The sequence below is a fragment of the Cytophagia bacterium CHB2 genome (assembly GCA_030263535.1).
Lineage (GTDB): Bacteria > Zhuqueibacterota > Zhuqueibacteria > Zhuqueibacterales > Zhuqueibacteraceae > Coneutiohabitans.
Map to the genome: position 1 here is coordinate 1 of SZPB01000094.1, position 19,202 is coordinate 19,202.

The 19,202-nt window shown below is 53.4% G+C and carries 9 protein-coding genes; 1 reads left to right on the forward strand and 8 read right to left on the reverse strand.

Going from position 1 to position 19,202, the window contains the following annotated elements; translation table 11 throughout:
* Positions 1-148: 148 nt before the first annotated feature.
* Both FBQ85_11245 and FBQ85_11250 read right to left on the reverse strand, forming a co-directional pair.
* A complete protein-coding gene (locus tag FBQ85_11245) occupies positions 149-793 on the reverse strand; it encodes a ribulose-phosphate 3-epimerase (GenBank protein ID MDL1875726.1) in 645 nt (214 codons plus the stop codon).
* Positions 790-2,508 carry a hypothetical protein gene (locus FBQ85_11250; GenBank protein MDL1875727.1) on the reverse strand — a complete coding sequence of 573 codons (1,719 nt, stop codon included), beginning with the start codon at positions 2,506-2,508 and terminating at the stop codon, positions 790-792. The genes FBQ85_11245 and FBQ85_11250 overlap by 4 nt, the downstream gene beginning before the upstream one ends.
* Before the next feature lie 138 nt (positions 2,509-2,646).
* On the opposite strand from FBQ85_11250, the gene FBQ85_11255 reads away from it, so the two are divergent.
* Positions 2,647-3,441, forward strand: a complete 795-nt coding sequence (locus FBQ85_11255) for a GxxExxY protein (protein MDL1875728.1) — start codon at positions 2,647-2,649, stop codon at positions 3,439-3,441.
* A gap of 177 nt (positions 3,442-3,618) precedes the next feature.
* Here the strand turns inward: FBQ85_11255 and FBQ85_11260 are convergent, their stop codons facing one another.
* The 6 genes from FBQ85_11260 to FBQ85_11285 form a co-directional block, all read right to left on the reverse strand.
* A complete protein-coding gene (locus FBQ85_11260; GenBank protein MDL1875729.1) occupies positions 3,619-4,623 on the reverse strand; it encodes a PorV/PorQ family protein in 1,005 nt (334 codons plus the stop codon).
* A gap of 106 nt (positions 4,624-4,729) precedes the next feature.
* Positions 4,730-7,951: a hypothetical protein gene (locus tag FBQ85_11265; GenBank protein MDL1875730.1), complete on the reverse strand. Its 3,222-nt coding sequence runs from the start codon at positions 7,949-7,951 to the stop codon at positions 4,730-4,732.
* A gap of 95 nt (positions 7,952-8,046) precedes the next feature.
* Complete coding sequence (locus FBQ85_11270) at positions 8,047-10,728, reverse strand: TonB-dependent receptor (GenBank protein MDL1875731.1); 2,682 nt, start codon at positions 10,726-10,728, stop codon at positions 8,047-8,049.
* A 454-nt stretch (positions 10,729-11,182) separates the two neighbouring features.
* The gene (locus FBQ85_11275) at positions 11,183-13,039 is read right to left on the reverse strand and encodes a T9SS type A sorting domain-containing protein (GenBank protein ID MDL1875732.1); all 1,857 of its coding nucleotides are present in this window, start codon (positions 13,037-13,039) and stop codon (positions 11,183-11,185) included.
* 2,249 nt (positions 13,040-15,288) lie between these two features.
* Positions 15,289-16,329 (reverse strand): LacI family transcriptional regulator, encoded by a 1,041-nt coding sequence (locus tag FBQ85_11280; protein ID MDL1875733.1) that lies wholly within the window; start codon positions 16,327-16,329, stop codon positions 15,289-15,291.
* 356 nt (positions 16,330-16,685) lie between these two features.
* Positions 16,686-19,022 carry a hypothetical protein gene (locus tag FBQ85_11285; GenBank protein MDL1875734.1) on the reverse strand — a complete coding sequence of 779 codons (2,337 nt, stop codon included), beginning with the start codon at positions 19,020-19,022 and terminating at the stop codon, positions 16,686-16,688.
* Positions 19,023-19,202 lie beyond the last annotated feature (180 nt).

Here is a 19,202-nt window from a genome sequence, read left to right on the forward strand (position 1 = left end):
AGCGTTCCCACCACGTAGAGCGACATTCGACGCGCGTACTTCGCCAATTCGGGCCTTGGAGCGCCTTCCGGGGGGCGTGGCCCAACCAGCCACGGCCAAAGCGCCAGAAGCGCCATTCCGGTCAAGAAGAACGCCGTGGTGGCGATCTTCAGTCGCATTCCGCCCTCAACTGCTCGACCCCCGAAGTCAGCGTGGGGCAACTCGCCAAGAAGCTCCCAGCAACGAACACGTTCGCCCCTGCAGCTTTGGCAAGCCCCAAGGTGAGAGGATCGATCCCGCCGTCCACTTCGATGTCGAGGTCCGGGCACTCCCGCCGAATCGTCTCGACTTTTCGCAGGCACGCCCGAAGGAACTCCTGGCCTCCCCAGCCTGGATTGACCGTCATGACCAGGGCAAGGTCGAGCACATCGGCCACCTCCAATATCGCGTCGACGGGGGTCGAGGGGTTCAGCGCGACCCCAGCGCGAATCCCTCGCTCTCGGAGCCGCTGGCACAGCCGGTGCGCGTGGGGAGTGGCTTCCTGATGAAAAATAATCGACTGGCACCCGGCTTCGAGGAATGCGTCGAAGTGGGATTCGGGTGTGAGCGTCATGAGGTGCGCCTCAAATACCGCGTCGCCGAGGTCCCTCAGACTACGAACCAACCCCGCTCCAAAGGTGATCGGAGGCACGAATTGTCCGTCCATCACGTCGAAATGAACTCGCTCAACGCCAGCAGCAAGGAGTTCGGCAACCGCTTCGCGATATCGCCCTGGATCGCACGAGAGGATCGACGGGGCGAGCTCGCATTTCATGTTTCTTCTCCAGTGTCTGGTTCGGCAGAGTCCTTGGTCACCTGCTTGACGAGTTCGTTGTCGTAGTAGATCGAGAAGGTTGCCTGAGGGCCCTGCCCTTCGGCCGTGATCTCCACCAACTCCTCCGGACTGTGCTCGTTCTCATAGACGGTCCGAGTTCCCCGAGAGTCGGCCAGATCCACTCGAAGCATCACCGAACTCTCAATGTCGCGAAGGCGAATGCGGATGGTAAAGAGGTAGCGCTTGTTCGCTTCCGCTGAAGTCGAAGTCGAAGTCGAGCGATCGGACGCCACCGTCACGCGCACCGCCGTCCCCCGCTCGGCCCTTTGGCGTGGAGGGGGCGCTTGGGCGAGGATGGTGCCGGGTTCCATATCCCGATCCCGCTGCTCTTCGATCCTTTCGTCGAGCTTCAGCCCAATCGTGTCGAGCAGCTCGCGTTCGTCTTTCGTGTTACGATTGAAATACTGCCGCGCCACGAGCAGCCCCTGCACGAGAAAGGCGGTTTCGACGAGATCGCCGCCGTCATCATATTTGCCGAAATAGGCAATGGTCTTGCCGGTGTGTCCGTCTAAGAAATGCGGCCACACACCATGAAAACGATCGGCGCTTTTTAAAAAGCGCACAATTTTCAACATGCGTTCCACGCCCTGTTCGCGCGTGATGAAGCCGCGTTCGACCGCTACGACGAGCGCCATGATGCCAAAACCGGATGATCCCACCGCGACAAGATTTTCATCGCCCGGCAAAATTTCAATCGCCATTCCGGCATTCGGATGCCCAGCTTCCCAATAATAACGGAAGCAGGCTTCTTGCACCATCGTGAGCAGTTCCTCGTCATTCAGCCTGCGCGTGCTTGCATTGACTGCTTGAGAGAGCGCGGATTCATTGTCGTGCGCATCGACTGCGCTAATTTTGTAAAAGGCTTTCTTGTTCTGCGCGCCAATGAAATCAACAAAGCGGGTGAGATGGCCCTTCTGTGTCCCGATAGCTGAATAGTCTTGACCGTCCCATGAACGATAAATTTTGTAGCTGAAAGGGGGCGCTGGCGAGTTGTATTGCCACGTCAAGTCGAGATGGCGATCATAGCCCTTCACATTCAGGCCAGCAGGAGTCGCCGGCGTTTGGTTAACACTCGGAGTATCATCGCCCACACGCACGTCGTCGATATAAAGAGCATGCTCCTTGCCATCATCGAGGCCTTGCACGAAAAATATTCTCGTGAGTTGAGCCGGATTGAATTTATTTTCGTCCGTCCAGTTGAATATTGGCTTGTAAGCCGCGAAGGGTAATTTGATTTGCACCCACTCCTTGGCGGGCAGTGTTTTGATCAACGCGAGCAGCTTGATATCCGGTACACCCGCGCCGTTCGCGTCTTGCAGGCCGATGAGGGGCGACTCGTCAAGCGATAATCCGGTTTCGGAGTAACAGCGCAGAAAAAGCGTGTTGCCTTCGAACTCGAAGCGCTGGCCGTAACGATTTGCGACTTCGAGCGTCATGCGCCAGTCGCCGCCGGTTTGTGAGCGCCATTGCAAACGCAGCGCATTCGGCGGGCTGAAATAATTTTGCTCTTCGATTGGAAATTTTCCTTCGACAATCTCGAGTGTGCTCGGCGCGACCGCATAGCCACGACTAAAATAATACGAACGGTCAGTGAGGCTGTTATCGAAGACGACGTGGCGGTCGTATTCAGACTGAGCGAGGATAGATTGAGCCACGAGAAGCATGGGTATTGTTAATATCGGTGAGCAGTTCATTTTCGTGTGCTCAAAATGTGCTTGAGAATGTTAGCCCCAACGGATAGATTAAGGCCAACAGATAAAGCAAAAACTTCCAACTTTTGAGTGAGGGGCGTCATGGAACTCTTACACCAAGCTTTGACTTATGAGCTGCGCAAATGCATGATCGCTGTGCATAATGAAATCGGCGTTGGGTTTGACGAAGAAACCTATCATCAGGGGTTGATTCGAAAACTCATGAGGTTGGGAATCGCTTTTGTATCAAAGCAGCAGCGAGAGCTTATCCATCGCGAGGAGAAAATCAGAACCTTTGAACTGGATTTTTTGGCGGAGGATAAAGTCATCGTCGAGCTTAAATGCTTGCGTTGTGGTTTTCTACGGTCAAACTATATTCAAATTCTCTCTCATCTCAAGCTTTGGCAAAAAGATTTAGGGCTGTTGGTCAACACTGGATTTCCTCGGATCATCTGCAAACGTCTACCCTTCACAGAGAAGCCCAAGCAAATACACGAAGATTACAGCTTCATCAAGGACAGGCTTACTGAAGCAGAACGAAACACGTTGGCACAATTGAGAGGCGCGTTGCTCTTTGTGTTTGAAACACATGGTTTGGGGTTCGGCAAATCTGTCTGCCGACGCTTGGTGGAAAGTGAAATACGTTACCGTCAGATTGCCATCGAAAAACGCAAGCTTGTTGACGTCGTGTATGATGGCAAAGTCATTCGTTCTTTTCCCATGCGATTTTGGCTCATCGAAAATCGGATACTTTGCGATGTCACTGCATTGCAAGACAGTATTCTGCCTGAGCATATCGTTCGCATGAAAACTTTCCTGAAACAGCTCGGACTTTCAACGGGAATCATCGCAAACTTCGGCAAGCACCGACTGGAAATCCGAGGAGTACACTATTGATCATTGCAATGAGAGTACCTTTCCGTAGTTCTCGCCAATGAATAAACTATCAGGCAAGCTGAAAACTGCAGCCTTTCGAGCGGCGCCCACGCATCGAGCAACACCAACCGATGGAAAGCAAAAGGCTTTATCCGCTGGACTTAATCTATCCGATGGGGGCAATGTTCAGAAGCGCTGTCAAAACCTGAAGCCCAGTGTAAACCTCTGCGTATTCTCCAGCCGGCCGTGATCGGCCCAGGCATAGTCGAAGCGAAAGCCGTATTGGTCGACGTCGAATTGCAGGCCTGCGCCCAGGGTAAGGCCGACTTCGGTATCTTCCAAAAAGAGGTTTTGATAACCGCCGCGCAATGCCAGTGATTTGAGCAGCAGCCATTCCGCGCCCACACTCATACTCTCCGTGTTATCGCTGGGATGAAAAGCATTCACGGCGAGGTGCACAACGTTGTTCTCGTTGAAGCGCATGGGATAGGTTACGCCCACGCGAAAGAGAACGGGCAGGGGATAATCCTCCGTGAACACTTCACCGGGGAGGCTGCTGTTGTCGCCATATTTGGCCGGATCGCGATCAAAAATGATGCGCAAATCGCGGCCATCATAATTCGCGGGCAGGCCAAAATTCGAAATACTGGCGCCCAGTCGTAATCCGTTCTCCGAAAGGCGATAGACGGTGCCCACATTCAATGCAAAAGTCGACAACGAGCTGTGCCAGATGGTTTCTTGAATGTAGTTCAATTGCACGCCGACGGAAAAGCGGTCAGAGATTTGTTTGCCGAAGCCAAGACCGAGCGCGAGATTCGATACCGTGTAGCGCTCGCCCGTGCCCAGCGGTTGTTCGACCGTGCGCACATCGATTTCGCCGGAGCTGAGCGAGGTGACGCTGATAAAAATATTGCCCACCTCTCCGGCTTGCAGCGACGCGGCCGCGTAATTGTACGAAATATCCGCGAGCCAGGTGCTGTGCGAGAACTGTGCGCTGTAGCCGTTTTGATGCCCGATCGCGCCGGCATTGTAATAGGCCGCCGCAACTTCATCATACATGGCAACGCCGGCATTGCCCATGGCCGCCAAACGCGCGCTCGGCTCAATCAACAAAAACTGCGCAACGGTGGTGCCGGTTTTGCTTTGACTGAAAAGCACGCTACTCATCAGGAGAACAGCGGCGAGTGAGAGTTTTGATTTCATATTCAAATTCCTCTGACGGATTTTGCTTCACGAATAGCCCCCAGCCTAGTGAGACAACCGACTCGTGGGCTGAGGTTCTGTTATCCGCAATGATCTGCGTTGATGCTCATTTGATGATTGCGAACTTTCCGATATGCTTGCCCAGCGGGCCGGCATCCACATGATAGAGATACAACCCCGGCGCAATTTCGAGATTGTCTTTTGAACGCAAATCCCACGGCACCATGCCAAAGTCGGAGCCGTCATGCTGCAGCGTTTGCACCAACTCGCCGCGCACGGTGAAAATGCGAATCGTGCAATTTTGCGGAAGATTGCGGAATTCCATTCTGCGCTCGCCGCGGCCGGAGATGGCGAAACGTTCCGCTTCAAAACTCGCCAACCCGACATAAGGATTCGGCACGACATAAGGCTCTTGCGCGGCCAGGCTCTGCGCTGCTGCCGGGTTGATAAATTCGCCAGTGGTAGTAAACGAATAAACTTCGCCGTTTTCGAAGGGGTAAATCAACTTCATTTCATAAACATCCCCCAGCGTGGGCGCCTTGAGTGTGCCGCGTTGCGCCTGGCCGGTGGTGTCCAATTCTACGCGCCAGGTTTCATAGGCGATGGGATTGTTGGGTAGATAGGTTACCACGTCGATAAACTCATCCGGGAAAGGCAGGCTCAGCGTGCCATCGTTATCTTTATCCAAAAAATAAAACTTCATGCGCAGATCGCCGCCTGCCGTATGCGCTGTGACACGAAATTTTGTCGGGCGCGAGCGCAGCAAGCCAAAGCCGCGCAGTGAAGTATCAATCGGCACGTCGCTGAAGGTGATGGTCATATCCTCCGGGAAGCCGGGCCGTTTCAGATTGATGGGCAACGGATTGCGATACGTCATTTTCAGGCGGCCGTTCGTGAGGCTCGAGGCGGTAAAACCGCTGGCGGAATCTACCGAGACGGTATTGGGAGTACTCACCACCGGCAGCAAGCCCGTGCCCACCAAGCCGCTTCCTGCGCCCTCCAAATCATAGCCATTGGTAAAGAGTGTATCGTCGCTGGTGAGGTCAACCAGATCAAAAACATTTGCGCGGATACTGTCCGCGAACAGGGTTCTGAATCGCAACTCAAAAGTGTGATTGTCCGGCACTAGCGCAGAGTTGACAACTTCAACCTGAACGCTGCCGGTGCCGCGTCCCGCTACGCGTGTGGTATTCGAGGCTTCGGCACGCGTGAATCCTCGCACGCGAGGATTCGGCCGCACCGAAACAACATTTTTTGGCAAAATTGTGCCGCCGCGTGGCGTGCGCGAAACCGCAATCGCGTTTTCCGAGGGATAGAAACCCAGGGAATCCGAGCCAAAATCGTAGGCGGTGACAGCATAGTAGTAAAGCTGCCCGTTCGTCACGGTGGTATCTATAAACGTGTGTGCAAGGCCGGTATTGTTGCCCAAATAATAGGCAACGCCCTCCACCATTTGTGCTGAAAAACCTTTCTTGTCGTTGACCACATCAAACTGCGCCAGCGGCCTGCCGTTGCCAAGCGGCCCGGTGCCGCGTCCGGTGCTGATGACCTTGACGTCGCGGAATTCCGGATCGGTGGCGCGATAGACGCGGTAACCTTCAAAATCATTTTCGAGTGTCACCGGGTCGATGCCGCGCTCTGCTTGATCATCCCAGGAAAGGCGCACGTAACCATCACCGGCTTCCGCTGTAACCGTCGGCATAGGCGGGGGCACGGCAAATTGGTAGTTGGCATTATAAATGAGCTGCACGATTTGAACGGTGTTCTCCAGTTCTTCCAAGTCCGCGCCAAATGCCAGCGCGAGACTGAAACGTTCGGTTCTGCCGGCTTTCAATGTGAATGGCCCGGAGGCGAACACAAAACCGATGTTGTAATTCAATGCCAACGGCGGATCGAAACGTTTCGCCGGATCCGGATCGGAGAATTGATCATACAGGCGTTTGGGCCAGTTCCTGCCGTCATCAAAAAACACGATGCCATCGACATCCTGGCTGGGGTTGCCTGCGCCCGCGCGAATACGATTGAACTTGAAACCCGTGAGGCCAATCTGATCGGACTCGTGCAAATCCGTGCGGTCAAAATTCGTTTCGCCATTCGTCGGAATGCCGTCCCCCTCGCCGGTGTCATTCGTGCCGAACACGCCGTCCACGCCGGCATCATGCAATTCTGCCACCCAATCAAAGTCTTCATCGCCGGTCCACCAACGTCCCGCGCGGTAGGCGGAACGGCTTTCGACCGTGCCGTGCTCGCGCTCAAAATTCGCCTGGTTATAATTCGCCAGGAAATAGGCTTTGATATTGTCTTGTCCGGTGATGAGTTGTCCCGGCCCGCCGTCGCGTTTTTCGTCGATGATGCCGTCGTTATCATTATCAATGCCGTCTTCGGGCTTGCCGGGAGTCTCTAAATAACCGTAACCCAAATAACCGGTGGGATAACAATTCGTGCCCAAGGCATCGCCGTGGCCGCCTTTATCCCAGGTATAAACCAGATTCAGATTACCGCGCTTGGTGTAGAATGCGTTATCGTCATCCGATTCCGCGATGCCGTCGCATGAAATCGAAGAGCCGCCCACACCGGAATCCATATACAAGCCGAAAATGATGTTCTCGTTGTAGTCCGTAGTGCCTTCGTTGGTGATGTCATAATGCCAGAAGATCACATTGGAGGATTGTGGATTGGCCCACTGAAAGCCGCGTACTTCAATGCGCAAGCCCAGGCCCCGGCGCGTGGAATCGCGGCGGTCGGGATAAAAATCCCAGGCATCATAAAAATCATCGTCCATCACGGTATAGCTTTCCTGATCGGCGTTGGGCCGCTTGCCAAAATAGCCGTTCCAACTGCCGGCCCATCCGGGATCATCGGGATCATTGGCTTTATCGGGCCAGGCATCAGGCCAGGTGCGCGGATCGTTGCTGATCGCGGGTGAGCGGCCCCGGTTTATATTCGGATCTGCTTGAAAAAAATCCGGGCGCGGCTCGAAACGCATGATGCGATTGCGATAGGGGCTGGCTTGTTGCCGCTCGCGAAAACCGGTTTCCATGATGTGTGAGGTTTTGCCGTTGTTCTCCTGAATTCGCGCAAGTACGAACGGGGTGATGCCGTCGCTGTAATTCAACCCACTGCCCTTGGGCACTTCGGCGGAATGAAACACGCTGAGGTCGACGCCGATGGGATCCGGAGGATAATCGCCGACCATGCCGTAGTTATAAAAAACCGTGCGAATGTTCGCGGCATCGTGCGTGCCCGCACGCTCGGCATCCACGCGCCCGCGTTTTTCGGGCGGCACCACGGGCTGAAACTGGGCTTGGGCGGCGGTGACGAGAGCCATACAAGTGATACACACGAGTCGTCTGAATTTCATAACCTAGGTCTCCTTGACTAAACGAAAGGCCAATCCGAGATTGCGTGTCACGGCCAGCAAACTTACCTCGCCCCCACCGTCAGCCCCACTTCAATTCGGCGCGGCGGATAGTAGCGATTGGGATCCGCCAGCGTCGTACGGTCAGTCTCAGGATTCAAAGAATAATCCGGGCTGCCAGTGTTGCTGAAGACGAAACCGTTAGAGAAACGGCCGTCCAACACGTTAAATCCGCGCCCAAACACACTCATGTTAAAACCGGCGAATTTGAAAAACTTTTCTGCCCGCACATCCACCAGCACAAACGCGGGTTTGCGTCCGGAGTTGGCTTCCAAATCTGCGCCGAAGCCTGATCCGATTTCCGGCGTGAAGGGCTGGCCGCCGCCGTAGCGAATAATCGTGCTGAGGGAAAAATTGCCGGGCTTGTCCATCGTAATCGTCGCGTTCAACGTGTGGCGTTGATCCCAATTCAAAGGCACCTGGCGCGGCCGCGGGTCTTCGCCGGCAGAGGCGCGCGTTGCAGTTTCGCGCGGATCGCTGGAATTGCCCTGCGCGCGCTGCCAGGTATAATCGAGCATGGTGCTGATGAGGCCGAGACGGCGTTGATCGAGCGCGATGGTAAAGCCCAGCACGTTGCCAAAATCGACGTTCGTGAGGCGCGCATATTCCGCCGCCGCATACGTTGAAATGAACTCGACGCCGAGCAAGTCGCGGATATCCTTGTAGAAGATACTGAAATCAAGGCCGAGAAAATCCGTAATGGCGTGCTTATAGCCGAATTCATATTGCACCGTGCGCTCGGGCTTGATGTCGGGATTGCCGAACACGCTGTAGTTGCTTGCGCCCGCTTGCAGCTCGCTCAACAGCGAGTAGTCGGAATTGTTGAAGAGCTGGCCGAGACCGGGATATTGATAGAAATGGCCATATGCAAAGAACAGCGCCGCGGTGGTGGAGATGGGATAGGACACGCCAATACGCGGCGCGAGGGAAGACTTGGCCGTGGTCGCTTTCGGCGAGGAGAGCGGCGCTCCGGCAATCGCGTTCGCCGGATTTTGCAAATCGCTGGGCAACGTCGCGCGCGCGTCAAAGTATTCCCAGCGCGCGCCCGCGCGCACAATCAAATCCTGCCACTCGATTTGATCTTGCGCATAAGCCGAGAACGCAATGGGTTTGTAGGTTTCAAGCTCTTGAAACGAAAATAGCGGCGTGCTTACCAAACGGCGCTCGATCAAGGTGCCGCCCGGGCTGTAGATCAGCCCCGGCACACCGAATCTCAAATCCGAGTATTGAAATTCGGCGCCGATTTTAAGCAAATGATCACGCTTAACCTGGCTGGTCAGGCTGCCCTTGAAAACGTAGCTGTTCGTGCGTTGTTTGAAGCGTGTGAAATCGACGCCTTGCACGGTGAGGCCGATGTTGTAGTTGGCGTCGCCTTTCGCCGGGCCGGCCGCGTCATAGCGCGCGTCATAAAAATCTTCATACACGAAGTCTTGATAGTCAAAAAGATTTTGGCGAAAGCTTAAATTATAAAACGTGTTTTTCGAAACCGTATGCGTCACATCGAAGCCATGAACGAACGAGTAGGTGCGCTGTTTGGAAGCGCCGTCGGGGTTATAAAAAAAACCAAAATTGTAGCGCTTGTTGTCGATCCAATTACCCAACGCTTGATACGACAACTCCAGGCTGTTCCACGAGCGGTTGGTGATTTTCACCAGACCCGACCATTCACGCGAGTATTCCAGCGGCACCTCGGCGCTGTCGCCGGTGGGCGTGAACACCCGGGTTTCAAAATCCGCGCGATCGGTGGGATTGAATGCCCGAATGCCGTAGATGTAACCGTCATTAACGTAGCGCCGCCCGCTGACAATAAAAAACGTTTTGGGCAGGCCGGTCGGGCCGCTCACACTGAGTTGATAATTTTGCAGAGAAAGCGGGCGAAACTCGTCATCCACCCGGCGGCGATCCCCGCTGGTAAACATGTAATCGCTTGCAAATGCTTCGGCGTTCCATTTAAAATAATCCGAACCGGTTTTCAGCACAGCATTGACCACGCCGCTCATGGCCTGGCCATATTCCGCGTCGAACGTGCCGCTGATGACTTGCACCTCCTGCAACAGCGAGCGGTCGATGCGCAAAGTCGAGCTGTTGTCATAGGGATTGTTGACCGTGACGCCGTTGATCTGGTATTGCACCTCGCCGAGACGGCCGCCGCGAAAATGGCCGTCCACCACGCCCGCCTGCAGATTCACCACGTCATTCAACTCCTGCACCGGCAGCGTGGCGATGTTCTCGCTGGTGACCGTGGCCACGGAACTGGTCAGATTCGTCTCCACGACCGGACGCTGCGCCGTCACCACCACTTCCTCGCCGGCAAGCGTTTCCTCGCTCAACTCGACGTTTTGTATGGTGGTCTTATCGCTGGTAATCAAAATGTTTTGGATCACCATCGTTTGATAGCCGATGATGCTGTACTGCACGCGATACGTGCCGGGCGGGATGTTGAGGATGTTGTAATAGCCATCGAGATCCGCCGCGGCGCCGAGGGTCGTTCCCACCAGAACGATGCTCGCTCCGGGAAGAGGCTCTTTCTGCTTGTCCAATACGCGGCCAGAGAGTTTGCCGGTGGTACCGGCATGGCCAACAGAAAAAACGCTGAGCAAAAAAACCAAAATCATTGCGCGCATTCGCCCCGGCCATCTGTGCAAGCGCTGGTAAGGTTTGCGGACTGGGAGCATTGGAAGGAACATACTCGCCTCTCTGCCAAGATTATCGTGGAAAATTTGAACGGTTTTGAAGAAAACAAATACCAAAATTACTTCTTACGTGGTTTTGATTTCTACTGACCAAAACATTTTTGGAATCCTATTGCTGTTTGTCAATGCAAAAAATCACCGCAAACGAGCCGGACCAATGAAGCAAATTTCCAACGGATGACGGCGGCCAACGGGCTTTATTTTATTCATTCGTTAACAGATTTTATTTGGAGAAATCTTTGCTTGTTTGCACAAGATTTTCCAGGGCGTTGCCCTTCGCTTCTACATTTCGCCCCTTTGGGACTATTTGTCTGTGCCATAGAATTCGACTTAACCATTGTAGTGTTAGCTACACCGATGACACGAATCTTCATGAATGTGGTAACTGCACAGCAATAGAGCCTTCCGGAGGTTGAACTCCGGAAGGCTCGTTAAGGCCAAATTGGCCTTATTTGATCACCATCATTCTGCCATAAAGGGTAGATTGCTTCTTTCCGCCAAGAGCCGTCATCTGCAGACGATAGAAATACGCGCCGGAGGTGAAGTCTTTGGCTTCAAACACGGCTTCGTGTTTGCCGGCAGATTTCATGCCCAGTTCTTTAACCAGCACGCTGCGTCCAAGCACGTCGAACACTTTGAGCGTGACCAAACCCGCCTCGGGCATGCCGAAACTGATGGTGGTGGAAGGATTGAAGGGATTGGGATAATTGCCGTAGAGGGTGAAGACTTCCGGAACGCCCTCTGCGCCAGCGTGATCTTTCACGCCAGTAATGACGGTGTTGGGATCCATAAAGGCCCACACCGGCGAGGCGCTATTGCCGCGCTCTTTGAACCACCAGGTCCAGTTGCCGTAATCATCCGCAGGATTGGGGCGGGTGTCGCCGTCGAACAACAAAGCGCCCAGGAAAATCACGCCATCGCCGCGGCCAGCGGGATAACCGACTTGCTTCAGGTCAATTGCCAGCTCGAGGTAGAAACCCTCATCAACATCCGCGGGATTATTGATGGTGGTGTTGGGCTTCATGGTAACGCCCACCGAGGCGCCGCCGGCAGCGATCAGATCCGTCAAATAACCGCCGGTCACGGGTTGTCCCGCTGCATCGAACCGCACGATGAATTCGCGGCCGATGAGATCATGGTTCTCCGGCTCGCGCACGACGCGATCGTTGATCATGAAGCGGATGCCGTCCCATTGTACGTCGGTGTCAACCGCAATCACGGCGCCGTCGCGCACATCCACGCCGAGGTACAGCATATCATCTTTGAAGAAATATTTGAACGTGGCGTCGCCGGGATCCAGAACGGCCGCGCGTCCGCCGCCAACTTCCGGCTGGAATTGGCCGCTGGCAATCGGACCAATGCTGGGATACGTCTCCCGCAGCGCATCATCGCCGAAACGCACGTCAAAGCTCGGTGCATATTGCCAGACTGCCTCGTTTAACTGGCCATCCACCGTGGGCGCCGGATAATTCACCGCATTCGGAACAATCAACTCCGGCCCAATTTCGGGAAGAACCGGAGTGTTAACCGTGACATTGGGCCGCGCATGAATGCGCACGGTGTTGCTCAGGAAAGCACTGAACGGGCCCTGTAACCACGTGCGGTTGCCGCTCAACTTGCCCGGAATCACCGGCCACTGCCAGTCCGTGTCATAGATCGAAATATTGAAACTGACGATATCACCTTGGGGCCGCGTCACATCATAGCCGCGCGGGGTCAGATTCAGCCGGAATTCCATGGTATAGCCCGCATCCGGCACCGTATCGGAATTGGTAATGCCTGCCACCGTTGTCGCAGCATCCCACAAAGCAACGTTATCCGGGTTTGTCCGGTCGCCAGCCGGACCAAAATAACCCGGCAATGCGCCAATGTTGGCCGTCGCCGGATCTGCCCAGGATTCCGAAACCCAGCCGTAGAAATATTCAAACGGCGGGGCCGGACGCGCGGGGTTCGCTTTGTTGCGAATGTTCATCAACACGCCGTCGAAACGATTGAACAAACCCGCGCCTACAGAGCTGTCTTTTACCGCCACGCCCAAATACAATTGATTGCCCACCACCAAAAACTTCAACGTCGCATCCAACGGGTCGGAAGGCTCAGCCGCGCCTTCGTTGCGCCAGCCGCTGCCCGGGATGCCGGCATCTTTGCCGTATTGCAGCGTAACGGATTCCGCATTGTTCCACGCCGGCTCATCCAACCTGCCGTCGAGCGTGATTGTGCCATCAACCACGGTGCGCGCCCAGATGGCATCCGCACGCTCGCGACTGCCGGGTTCGCCGCCCGGAACAAACGTGTTGGGATCCATGTAAGCCCACACCGGCGAGGCGCTATTGCCGCGCTCTTTGAACCACCAGGTCCAGTTGCCGTAATCATCCGCAGGATTCGGCCGGGTGTCGCCATCGAACAACAACGCGCCCAGCCACGCCACGCCGTCGCCGCGACCGCCGGGATAGCCGAGATGAGTCAAATCAATTTCCAATTCGATATAAAAGCCTTCATCCACATCTGCCGGGTTGTTGATGGTGGTATTAGGCTTCATGGTAACGCCCACTGAGGCGCCGCCGGCAGCGATCAGGTCCGTTAAATAACCGCCGGTCACGGGTTGTCCCGCCGCATCGAACCGCACGATGAATTCGCGGCCCAAGAGATCATGATTGTCCGGCTCGCGCGCTACGCGGTCATTGATCATGAAGCGGATGCCGTCCCATTGCGCGTCAGCATCAACCGCAATCACCGCCGCATCGCGCACATCGACGCCGACATAAAACTTATCGCCTTTGAAAAAGTAGCTGAAGGTCGCGTCGCCGGGATCCAAAACGGCCGCGCGTCCGCCGCCTACCTCGGGCTGGAACTGGCCGCTGGCAATCGGGCCAATGCTGGGATACGTCGCCCGCAGCGCATCATCGCCGAAACGAACATCAAAACTCGGGGCATTCGCCCATACCGTCTCATCCAGAATGCCGTCGATCTCCGGCGTGTTATAATGTTCGGCATTAGGAACAATCAGCTCGGGTTCAATTTCGGGAAGGTCGCCGGAAAAGATCGTGACATCCGGACGCGCATGAATGCGCACAGAGTTGCTCAAGAAAGCGCTGAACGGCCCCTGATACCACGTGCGGTTGCCGCTCAACTTGCCCGGAATCACCGGCCACTGCCAATCCGTGTCATAAATCGAAATATTGAAACTGACGATATCGCCCTCGGACCGCGTCACATCATAACCGCGCGGGGTCAGGTTCAGCCGGAATTCCATGGTGTAGCCAACATCCGGTAACGTGTCGGAATTGGTGATGCCATCCACTGTAGTCACAGCATCCCACATGGCGACGTTATCCGGATTCGTCCGGTCGCCAGCCGGACCAAAATAACCCGGCAATGCGCCGATGTTTCCCGTTGTCGGATCTGCCCACGATTCCGTAACCCAGCCGTAGAAATATTCAAACGGCGGCGCCGGGCGGTTGGGAGATTCCTTTCGACGAATGTTCATCAACACGCCGTCGAAGCGGTTAAACAGGCCTCCGCCCACCGAGCTGTCCTTTACCGCCAGGCCTAAATACAACTCATTGCCCACCACCAAAAACTTCAACGTCGCATCCAACGGGTCGGAAGGCTCTGCCGCGCCTTCATTGCGCCAGCCGCTGCCAGGATCGCCGGCATTCTGGCCGTAGCGAATCTGAACGCTTTCCGCGTTGTTCCACGCCGGCTCATTCAACTGGCCGTCCAGGGTGATCACGCCATCGACTACCCGGCGCGCCCAGATCGCGTCGGTGCGCGTAGTCTGGCCCAAAGCGGCAAACGCAAACGCCAGCACCAGGCCGCCGACCAACATGGTAATAAACTTTGTTCTCATAGAAGTCCCTTCGCTGGTTGAGGGTGAATAATTCGCGCTCAGGAATACCGTTTAAATAACCTGCGCATTTCTCTTCTTGCGGTTTTTAATTGGATGAACAGATTTGTAGCCCCCGCCCCTCGTGGGCGGCTGTCGAAGCCACTAAATTCTCGGTTGCGACAGTGCCCCACGAGGGGGCAAGACTACGACTCCTGCACATGCATTTGAAAAACGCTATAAACCGCTTACAACCATCAATAGATGTTAATTCTCGAATTCGCATTCATTCGCGGTTTGAGATTTGGGCAAATGATTCAAACGTCGTCCCTAAATTACTTACAGCGTTTTTCACTTGGATGTATAGGTTTGTAGTCCCCGCTCCTTGTGGGCGGCTGTCGAAACCAATAAATTCGTGGCTGCAACAGTGCCCCACAAGGTTTGTAGTCCCCGCTCCTTGTGGGCGGCTGCCAAAACCAATAAATTCGTGGCTGCAACAGTGCCCTACAAGGTTTGTAGCCCCCGCTCCTTGTGGGCGGCTGCCAAAACCAATAAATTCGTGGCTGCAACAGTGCCCCACAAGGTTTGTAGCCCCCGCTCCTTGTGGGCGGCTGCCAAAACCAATAAATTCGTGGCTGCAACAGTGCCCCACAAGGGGGCAAGACTACCATTCCTGCACACGCATTTAAAAAACGCTATAAACAACCGCTTCCGTCATGACATGCCATTCACCTCCTTGTTTTATTGATTTGCTCTTGATAGGATTGTTTCGGGCAACCGCACGATTCGCGCAACACCAAATGGGTGGGCACGAGGGCGTGCTTCCTGACATGATTGTTCTTTTCGGTGAAGGAATGAATCAACTTCTGCATCGCGGCCGCACCGAGATCATAAATCGGCACATGCACCGTGGCCAGCGCCGGCGAGAGATAACGCGCAATCGGAATATCATCAAAGCCGGCCAGCGCCATTTCGCCGGGAACGGACACGTCATGCTCGCGCAGCGCGCTCAACGCGCCCAGGGCCATGGAATCATTCGACGAAAAAATCGCCGTGGGGCGCGGGTTCAGATCCAACAACCGTTTTACCGCGTCATAGCCCGAGGCTTCGGTGAAATCGCCCGTCATCTCGAATGACTCATGATACTCGGCGCGCGCTTCCTGCAAGGCCTGGCGATAGCCCTGCAAGCGGCCTTCGGCATCCAAATTTTTTTCCGTGCCTTTGATGATGGCAATATAGCGATGCCCGTGACTGAGCAGGTGGCGCACCATTTCCTGCGCGCCCGCAACGTTGTCGATGTTCATGGCATCGAAGGAGTCGTCGCCCACATGGCAATTGAGCAGGATCAGCGGCAGGCTTTTGGGCAGATTGGTTTGCAGGGTGTGGGCGTCGATTTGGGGGGACATGATGATCAGGCCATCGACCCGGCCGCGCATGACTTGCAGGACTTCTGCCAATTCCTGGCGGGTGGTGTGCGAGCTGGAAACCAGCAAATGGAAGCGATGTTGTTGCGCGATTTGATCCGCGCCGCGAATGACTTCGGAGAAAAACTCGCCGTGCAGATCGGGAAGGATAAGGCCGATGGCATCGGTTCTTTTGGTGCTGAGGCTGCGGCCCACGGCATTGGGGGTGTAGTGCAGGGCCTGCGCGACTTCTTTTACGCGGCGCCGTGTTTCTTCGTCCACCGGCCCGACATTATTGAAGACGCGCGAAACGGTAGCGGTCGAGACGCCCGCTTTTTTGGCAACTTCTTTGATCGTCACGCCCATCGCGCCGAGGGCTCCATTTGTGTGTTGGATTACTGACGATACTTCTTGTTCACCAAAATGTAACCGTTTACATTAATAGCCAATAAAAAAGCGAAAGGATTCGCTTTCAATGTAAACGGTTACATAATAGCACGAAAAATTAAAATGTCAAGGGAAATTTGACATCTTAGAGATTTTAGATGATTGAATTTCGGGTAATGGTTTTTTCGAATTCTACCGCTGAACTACTCGCTAATTGCAATCTTTTCAAAAAAATTACGCGATCACTGTTAAAGCTGGGCGATATTTTGAGAGAGCTGTTGATGAGCCATCCAGGGCTTTTCTTCAGAAAAAACGACCGCATACAATTTGATGATTTACGGTTTCTGAACCGCCGTGGTTGATAATACGCTTCGAAAAACGCCACCACCATGAAGGACAACACGACCATCCGTCCCTGCAAAGATGTAGCCGCTAGAATTAATCACAAGTGATCGGACATCAAGTATCAACAAGCCGGTATTGATCTGTTTCCAGTTCTCACCGTTATCTATGGAGTAGCTGATACCATCTTGCGTCCCTACAAAAATGTGTCCAGTGGCGTTGATGGCAAAGGTACTGATAATACGATTTGTTAGGCTATTATTCACCTGTTTCCAAATTTCACCGTTATCTACGGAGCGGAAAATGCCGTGCCCTGTCCCAGCAAAAATGTGCCCGCTGGCGTTGATGGCAAGGGTTTGGATATCAAGATTTGTCAAACCAGTATTTACCTCCACCCAACTCACCCCGTTGTCCGTAGAGCGAAAAACGCCACCACCCGTTCCCACAAATATATGGCCTCTGGCGTTAATGGCGAGTGATCCGGCACAAGCGTCTAAAGGATGCCAACTCTCACCGTTATCAGTAGAACGAAAGAGGATACATTTAGTACTCGAACGATCGTAAGTCCCTGCAAGGATGTAATCACTAGAGTTGATGGCAAGAGACTGGACATTACGCATGTACAGCCCAGTATTAATCTGCTTCCAACTCGCTCCAATATCCGTAGAGCGAAAGACACCATCACCTCCTGTACCGGCAAAAATATGGCCATTTGAGTTGATGGTGATAGACCGAATTGGAAGTTTTTTCGAATTAGCATTTGTTAGCTTCCAACTCTCACCATTATCCTCGGAGCGAAAGATGCCACCACCCTCCGTTCCTGCAAAGACATACCCCCTGGCGTCGATAGCAAGAGTAGTAATATTTTCAAAACCACCAATAAGTACGTTATCCCAGATTTCGCGGCCAATCATGGAGCGTAAAACACCATCGCCAGCTGTCCCCGCAAAGAGATAACCACTAGAATTGATGGCAAGAGAAAGGATGGATTTATTCATCGACACTGTACTAATCTGCTTCCAGTTCAGGCCGCTATCTGTGGAATGGAAGATACCACCATTCTGTGTTCCAGCGAAAATTCGTCCATGAGAATCATTGGCGAGCCTGCTAATGTTCAACACCGTATTGATTTGTTTCCAACTCTCACCGTTATCTGTGGAATGGAAGATACCACCATCCGTACCCGCAAAAATATGACCAGTAAAGTTAATAGAGAGAGTCTCGACATTAGGTTTCGTCAATCCGGTATTCACAGGTGCCCAGCTATCGCCATTATTTGTAGAGCGAAAGATACCACCACCTCGCGTCCCTACAAATACATGGCCGCTTGAGTTGATGGCTATAGATCTAATAGTAAGGTTTATCAAATCAGCGTTTACCTGCTTCCAGGTCTCACCATTATCAGTAGAGCGAAAAATACCGCCGCGATACAGTCCTACGAAAATGTTACCATTTATTGAATTCAATGCAAGTGACGAAACATGACTTACAGACTGGGGCTTATCATCGCCCGAATCAGCAAATAGCAAACCAGTATTGATTGGCGTCCAACTCTCTCCATTATCCATGGAGCGAAATACACCATCGCTCGATGTCCCAGCAAAAATATGGCCATTTGAGTTGATGGCAAGTGTAGTGGTGTATTTCTCTAGACTCACTCGCTTCCAAGTAACACCATTGTCATTAGAGCGAAAGACGCAATCGTTACCTCCTGCAAAGACATAACCATTATTGGCATTAATGGCCAAGGAAAGGACCCTACCATCATACGGCCCGTTTGTTCGTTTCCAAAAATCCGGAACGGCTTCCTTACGAGTTATTAAAGGTTCATGTGGTTTCTCAGTTTCTGAGGTTGGCGATAGTTTAATCCTGATATTTTGAAAATCCCAAAGCTTAATCATTTTGTCGTCAGAACCAGATGCCAATACTTCACCATTTGTAGAAAAGCACAGTGTATTCACACCACTTTTATGCGCTTGAATTGTCAAAGCCTCCTTGCCTGTGTTGAGTTCCCAAATACGAATTGTTTTATCCTTGCTACCAGAGATAATAAAATTCCCATCTGGGCTAACAATAACACTCCGAACATGATCTAAATGTCCACTATACTGTCTTATTTGTCTGCTATTAGCTGCATCCCACAAAATAATAGTTTTATCATCACTTCCAGTTACGATATATTTGCTGTCAGGAGTGAAAGCGACTGATGTAATTGCTTGGGTGTGTCCACTTCTTACCCAAATCATCGTCTTTGATTCCATATCCCACATCGCGATTGCTTTGTCTTTTGAAACAGCAACGAGGCGGTTACCAGAAGCATTGAATTGCATTGAACGTATATCACTGAAAGCTTCAAAAACTTGGAGTTCGCTACGATGGGTAGACGCAAAAATACGAATTGAGCCAACATCTTGTCGGGGGCCACGACAATTCCCCCACCTTCTTGCCTTAGGGCCAGGATAATTCCCCCACCCAGGGTCAACTTAATTCCCCCACCTGGGTCAGGATAA

What these genes read in the sequence shown, in the direction of transcription:
- FBQ85_11245 (MDL1875726.1), bottom strand. Translation starts at nt 793, where the DNA reads ATGAAATGCGAGCTCGCCCCGTCGATCCTCTCGTGCGATCCAGGGCGA.
- FBQ85_11255 (MDL1875728.1), top strand. Translation starts at nt 2,647, where the DNA reads ATGGAACTCTTACACCAAGCTTTGACTTATGAGCTGCGCAAATGCATG.
- FBQ85_11260 (MDL1875729.1), bottom strand. Translation starts at nt 4,623, where the DNA reads ATGAAATCAAAACTCTCACTCGCCGCTGTTCTCCTGATGAGTAGCGTG.
- FBQ85_11265 (MDL1875730.1), bottom strand. Translation starts at nt 7,951, where the DNA reads ATGGCTCTCGTCACCGCCGCCCAAGCCCAGTTTCAGCCCGTGGTGCCG.
- FBQ85_11270 (MDL1875731.1), bottom strand. Translation starts at nt 10,728, where the DNA reads ATGTTCCTTCCAATGCTCCCAGTCCGCAAACCTTACCAGCGCTTGCAC.
- FBQ85_11275 (MDL1875732.1), bottom strand. Translation starts at nt 13,039, where the DNA reads ATGGATCCCAACACGTTTGTTCCGGGCGGCGAACCCGGCAGTCGCGAG.
- FBQ85_11280 (MDL1875733.1), bottom strand. Translation starts at nt 16,329, where the DNA reads ATGGGCGTGACGATCAAAGAAGTTGCCAAAAAAGCGGGCGTCTCGACC.
- FBQ85_11285 (MDL1875734.1), bottom strand. Translation starts at nt 19,022, where the DNA reads ATGCAATTCAATGCTTCTGGTAACCGCCTCGTTGCTGTTTCAAAAGAC.